The 6,140-nt window shown below is 54.9% G+C and carries 6 protein-coding genes; 1 reads left to right on the forward strand and 5 read right to left on the reverse strand.

What is annotated here, in order from left to right:
- Positions 1-86: 86 nt before the first annotated feature.
- From ACR0MO_RS18855 to ACR0MO_RS18875, 5 genes are all read right to left on the reverse strand, one after another.
- Positions 87-839 (reverse strand): DUF3299 domain-containing protein, encoded by a 753-nt coding sequence (locus ACR0MO_RS18855; RefSeq protein ID WP_480892761.1) that lies wholly within the window; start codon positions 837-839, stop codon positions 87-89.
- A 220-nt stretch (positions 840-1,059) separates the two neighbouring features.
- Entirely contained in the window at positions 1,060-1,440 is a 381-nt protein-coding gene (locus tag ACR0MO_RS18860) for a hypothetical protein (RefSeq protein ID WP_480612407.1), read from the reverse strand.
- Positions 1,441-1,464: 24 nt separating this feature from the next.
- Positions 1,465-1,863, reverse strand: coding sequence for a hypothetical protein (locus tag ACR0MO_RS18865; protein ID WP_480892765.1), 399 nt, complete (start codon positions 1,861-1,863; stop codon positions 1,465-1,467).
- Between the two features lie 64 nt (positions 1,864-1,927).
- Complete coding sequence (locus tag ACR0MO_RS18870) at positions 1,928-3,274, reverse strand: metal-dependent hydrolase family protein (protein WP_480892768.1); 1,347 nt, start codon at positions 3,272-3,274, stop codon at positions 1,928-1,930.
- A gap of 114 nt (positions 3,275-3,388) precedes the next feature.
- Positions 3,389-4,750 (reverse strand): metal-dependent hydrolase family protein, encoded by a 1,362-nt coding sequence (locus ACR0MO_RS18875; protein ID WP_480627213.1) that lies wholly within the window; start codon positions 4,748-4,750, stop codon positions 3,389-3,391.
- A gap of 183 nt (positions 4,751-4,933) precedes the next feature.
- Between ACR0MO_RS18875 and ACR0MO_RS18880 the strand changes: the two genes are divergently transcribed.
- Positions 4,934-5,959, forward strand: a complete 1,026-nt coding sequence (locus ACR0MO_RS18880; RefSeq protein WP_480586053.1) for a helix-turn-helix domain-containing protein — start codon at positions 4,934-4,936, stop codon at positions 5,957-5,959.
- Positions 5,960-6,140: the final 181 nt, after the last annotated feature.

Consider the following 6,140-nt stretch of genomic DNA (forward strand, 5'->3'; position numbering starts at 1 on the left):
CTTTCGCCGTTCAGTCTCTCGTGCAGATATTCCGCCCACCAAACTGAACGCCCGTTCTGAACCTTATTCAGGTCAATTGGCTCGTGTCACTCATCGTCTCTGGTAGCCCCGCCAGTCGCTTTTGTTCTTCCCATCAGCACACTTGCCCTATTGGTGGTCGCCTCTTCGGATGTCTTGGTTGGTCCAAAAGTCTGAACGTCATCGACCTCCAAAGTAAACGCAGCCTTCATGAGGACGGGACCATCAACAACCAGCATTTCCTTCTGCGTCGGCTCAATCCTGATTTGACCGGTTACAACGATGGGCTCGTAGACCGTCGATGGCGTCCATGAATCACTCAGGCGCAAACGTACCATCTGGTTCGGGGGCGGAGGTGGAACATGGTTGCACATTCCACGTTCGGGCACGATATACGCCATTTGGGAGCCATCTTCGTCGCGGGGTGCCGGGATCACAAATCCACCCAACGAAACGGTTGCACCATCGATGTCGATGTTGGCGGCCGTGCCCGCCGTCTCACGTCGTTCCATCACAATCCAGCGTTGGGAAATCAGCCAGTCCGCATCAACGCCGTCCTCAGCAAGGGTTGCTTCGGTAGCCTCGAGATCCACTTGAATCTGGTCAACCTGTTCTGGCGTCGACCCACCTTTTTCTTGCTGCGCGCGCAACCGGACCAATTTGCGAAGCGCGCTAAGCTGTTTGCCGGTCAATTCGACGAACGGATCTTCATAGTTCTGAGCAGTTTCATCGATCAAGTCTGACCACTCGATACGTGCGACTTCCGAATGAACCGGCAAAGCCAGAAAGAATGCAGCAATCACAGCATAAGAGAGTCTCATTGTAATATGCTCCTCTTTCGTCCGGTGAACGATTAACAATTCGCAACTGCACCGCGTGTGGTCATACCTGTTGCAAGTGCAAAAAAGTACAAGAAGGGGCTTTATCGTCGTAGCGCCTCGGATCTGAGTTTTGAACTTGGGCCGGGGTTCACAGAATGATCGCCCCGGCCAGCTTCAGGACAAACGAGGTAGTTCTTGCCCTGAAACATTGTACTTTCGTCTAGTTGAGAAGATCACCGACGATGCCGACCGCATCGACAACGGTAGACAGATCATTCGTAACTTCGAGGACTTCGTCATCGACCAGAATGTAGCGGTTTCCTTTGCCCGGCTCCCCCAGCTTCCATTTTGAAAGGTCCCCAATATCCTCGAACTCAAGGTCAGACGGGAGTTTGGCACCGCGCGTGTAGCGCTTTATCTGACCGGGCGGCACAGCCTTTGGGCCTTTGCCGGGTTTGTCTTCTATCTGAATGCTGACATCACCGTTCTTGCCCCCCTTGTTCGGCTTTTTACCCTTGTTGTCTTTGGCATGGGCATCGCTGCCTCCAAGGATGAAAAGCACAACTGCTAAGGCTGCAAGAATTCCGTATGCGATCTTCATAGATTGTTCCTTTGCTTCCCGGCTTCATTCGACCGGCGTTGAAATTTCCGGCACGCGCTTCAGGGCTTCGACCATGTCCGCGCTCGTCATCAGTTCGATGAAGGTGTAGTCTTTCAGAACCCCCTGACTCAGACGCGAAATATACATGGCCTGCACCATGCCCGGATCGTCCGGGAAACGGACGGTGATGTAGTTCTTGCCATCTGCCAGTCCCCAGAAATAGCTGATCATCTCACCGCCCATTGCGGCGAGGGCAGTGCCCATGTCCTTTTCCCGGTTGGTCGGATTGTCGATCATGATTTGCCAGGCATCGGGGTTTGGTTCCCCGATCCCCAGGTAGTATCGGCTGTGGGCTTCTTCTGCTGATGCTCCAGCAACGCCTATTCCAAATATGCAAAGAGCTGCTGCGATTGCCTTGTTCATTGATCGCTCCCCTGTTCAGGATCGACGACGCAAGGCGCAGGGGCTATTTTTCCGCATACTCTGCTCATTCGAGTGTATTCTTGTAGAAGACGCCGTCTTTCATGATCACCCGAATGGTCTCGAACCCTCGATCACGCGCAGGTGCATCAAACCACTTCGGATTTGCGCCAAGAACCGACAGGTCCTCCAGCGGGTTTCCGTCGACGATCAGAATGTCGGCATAGGCCCCTTCTTCGATCACACCCAGCTTATTGGGATAGGGGTTCCGCCGCCCTGTCAGTTGGGCGAGTTCGCCACCAGTTGATGTGGCCGCGACCAGGAAAGCGTGGTTCCCCAGCAATTCAGCGAAATAGTACTTTTCAAAGTCGCGGTGCGCGCGGCCAAATCCGATGGTGGACAGCACGGTGTCGACGTTATGCACGATCTTGGGTTTGTACTTCTTGATGTACTCAATGACGTTTTCTGACCCGACCAGATATTCTTCCAGTTTCGGTTTCACCGTCGGCATCGAGAAATTCGGATGGTCGAGCAGCGCCGGGTCCATTCCAGCCACATTCAGGGCCCAGAAGATACCTTCATCCGCTATGCGTTTGACGGTCTCCTCGCTCACCATCTGAGCGTGCTCCAGCGATTTGACGCCCGCGTCCAGAGCCATTGTGACCGTTTCGTCAGTATAGGCGTGGACAGTCACGTAGGTATCAAAGAAGGACGCAGCCTCAACCGCTGTTGAAATCTCATCAACGTTGTAGGCAACGGACCAGAGCGGATCGAGCTCGGATGACACACCGCCCCCAGCCATCAGTTTCAGGAAACTCGCCCCGTGCGCGAAGTTAAGCCGCGATGCCTTCCGGATTTCTTCGGCGCCATCAGCAATATAGGACAGGTTGAACGTATTGGCGACGTCGTCCGATCCCATGTTGAAGGTTCGCTGCTCGGGGTTACGCCAGTCACCATGTCCGGATGTCGGGCCGATGGCGGCACCTGACGCATAGATGCGTGGCCCGTCTACAATCCCCTTGTCGATCAGTTCGCGCAGACCTGATCCCATTCCGCCGGTATCCCGAACCGTGGTGTAACCATCGTAGAGATAGTCGCGGGCATTTTCAGCCGCGGTGGCCCCGATCTGATCCCATTTGGCGGCCTGAAGACCCGAGAAGGACTGCACGAGCCCTGTCGCGTAGAGATGCACATGACTGTCTATCAATCCGGGCATCAGCGTGCGACCACCCCCGTCAACAAGCGTCGCATCAGGCGCATCAATACCGTCGATCGAGACTGTCTTTATGAGATTGCCTTCAACCAGAACATTCGCGTTTTCAATCCGCTCTTCACTAATTCCGTCAAAGATATGCACGTTGGTGAACAAGGTTTGTGCGGGCGCGTCCTGCGCCAACGCGCTGCTTGCTGCCAAGGAAACAAGTCCAGCGATTGCTGTCAGTGGGGCCAGTGTTTTCACGTGTCAGTACTCCCATTTGTCAAAAAAAGGGGGCGCGGGATGCCGAGGTAAATTCACCCCGCGCGACACTCAATCGAGTGTATTCTTGTAGATCACGCCATCTTTCATGATCAGATCGATGTTTTTGGTGTAATCCACCAGGATCTCGGCATCCTCGACCGGGTTACCTTCGACCAGCAGCAGGTCGGCATATGCGCCCTGTTCGATCACGCCCAGCGGGCCTGCCGTGTAGGGGTTGAGTTTTCCTGAAAGTGCCAGAAGTGCGGCCGATTTTGACGTGGCCTGTTGTAGGATTTCATGTGAAGTCCACGCCTCCAGCCGGTATTTGAACTCGTCATTCTGCTTGGTCAGAGCCACCGGGTCGCCGATGATATCGGTTGAGAATGCAACGTTTTCGATCTCGTACTCTTTCAACAGTTTCATCTGGTTGCGCGCACCGGCCTGAACATCAAGGAATTTGGGCGCCGCTGCCGGGCCAAGCGCCTTCTTGACAACTTCCTCATCAAGCCCAAGCAGAGAATAAAACGGGACAATCCAGGCGCCAGAATCCTTGATGGCCTGGGCTGATACTTCAGTCATCAGTTGCCCATGTTCTATGCTGATGACGCCTGCTTCCAGTGACCGCAGGATCGAGTCGTCGTTATAAGCGTGGACCATGACATAAGTCCCCCAATCGGCCGCTGCGCGAACCGATGCCTCTAACTCTTCCGGCAATCCTTGAACGGTGTGCAACGGATCAACCGAAGATGACACACCACCACCTGCCATCACCTTGATCTGGACCGCGCCCATGCGCAGCGCTTCGCGCGTTGCACGTAAGACTTCGGGCACGCCATCGGCCAGGAACTCGACATGCTGGTTGAAGAAAGACGGCTGCGCCCCCATGAAGTTCGGGTGGGGTTCGGTATAGACTCGATGCTCGCCATGCCCGGAAGTCTGCGAAATGACCGGCCCCGATGCGTAAATCCTTGGGCCCACGGCCTTGCCGCGGTCTATCGCTTTTTGCAGACCAATTGCCGGGCCACCCGCATCCCGAACGGTTGTGAAACCACGTAGCAGCATCTTCTCGGCCTCAATTGTGGAAACTGCGCCCCAGTACATCCAGTCAAAATTGTCCCTCAGGTCCGCGACGGGCTCGGTGATTGCCATATGTACGTGCGCATCGATCAAGCCCGGCATCAGCGTTCGCCCACCACCGTCAATGATCTGGGCATTGGCGACGGCCAACGGTTCCGCTGATACCTCGGCAATCAGATTGTCCACGACCAGAACGTTTGCGTTCTCAATGCGCTGTTCATCGACACCGTTAAACACGTGCACGTTGGTAAAGAGGATCGGGAAGTTTTCTTCCTGCGCACAAGCCTGGCTCGCGATCGCCAGACTTGCAAAGACCGCTGTAGCAGACAGTATTTCCTTTAATCCAAGCGTCATGGCGGCTCTCCAATCGCGAATCACAAATGTTGATTTATGAATGTGATTTTAGACTGACCGCTGAAAATTGCCTGACAATATGACCGGTCCGGCCAAATTGACTTGGCATTCTGCAAGCTTTCGGCGCCTTTTCTGTGTGTTTGCTGTCTTTCTGTCATAAACTTCGTGATATTTGAGGGCGACATGGACGCATTTGAGCAAAAAACAAAGAAGGCGTTGCCGCTGGTCCGGGCATCGGTTGCTGCACCCGTTGTAGCTGCTTTGCGTGGCGCCGGTGTTGAACCGGCTTTTGTTTTGGACCCGCTGGGCGTGAGCGAAGCTCAGGTGATGGATCGCCAGAATTTCCTGCCACACGAGACGATCTATAAAATCCATCAAGCCGCTGCTGACGCAACATCACCGGATTTCTGCGCGCAAGTTGGTCAATCAATCGACCTTGTTCGGTTTCTGCCTCTTGGTGACATGTTGGCCAAGGCGTTGACGCTGGGCGACTTTTTTACGCGCTACACTCAAGCCGTCTCGAAAGAATCCAATGCGGTCACGCAATCGCTGCTTGTGGAAGGCGAGCACGCCTATTTCAGTGCCAAGCGGAATTTCAAGCTTTCGGTTTCGCCCGGGCAGACCGACGCATTTCTGGCAAGCATCTGGATATCATTGCTGCATCGGGTTCTGGATTTCAGATGGGACCCGAGCCAGATCATTTTACGGGTCAGCGAACCTGACGTGCTACCCAGGCATTTTCATGGTGTTCATGCCATCATGTGCAGCCCTCAGGGTTTTTCGATCCGGTTTCCCTCGACCTGGCTGAGCCATCAGTTGACCCCGGAAATATTGGAGAATCCGTCAGACCTGACACGCGCTACCCTCGACCAGCATGCGCCTCAGGATTTCTTGGCCGGGCTTCAGGGCCTGATCCGGATTCACCTGGCCGAGCCGGGATTTGGCGTCGATCAACTGGCGCGGCTGTGCGGTTTCCACCGGGAGACATTGAACAACCGGCTGGCCCCTTACGGGCAATCAGCCTCTCAGGTCATGTCTGGCGTCAAACTGGAAGAAGCAAAGAGGCTGCTGGGTCCGGCAGGGAAGTCCGTTGGTGAAACCGCACTGCGGCTTGGCTACGCAGACTCCACTGCGTTTTCGAGGGCGTTTCGAAATTGGTCCGGAATGTCACCGTCGGCTTATAGGAATTTGGTGAAAGGGCAGGGCTGACGATCACTGTTGTCGAATCGTTCTGTATCCGGTTGCATGCACTTGGATGCAGCAAAAGCGACGTGAACATGATGACCCTTCAGGACGCTCCCTTACAACCTGGTCCACAAGGCAATTCTGCGTATCAGCGCCTGCTGGACGAGATTCGCGAGGGCACTCTTCTGCCCGGCGACCGGCTGCG

The sequence above is a fragment of the Ruegeria sp. K5 genome, assembly GCF_056531805.1.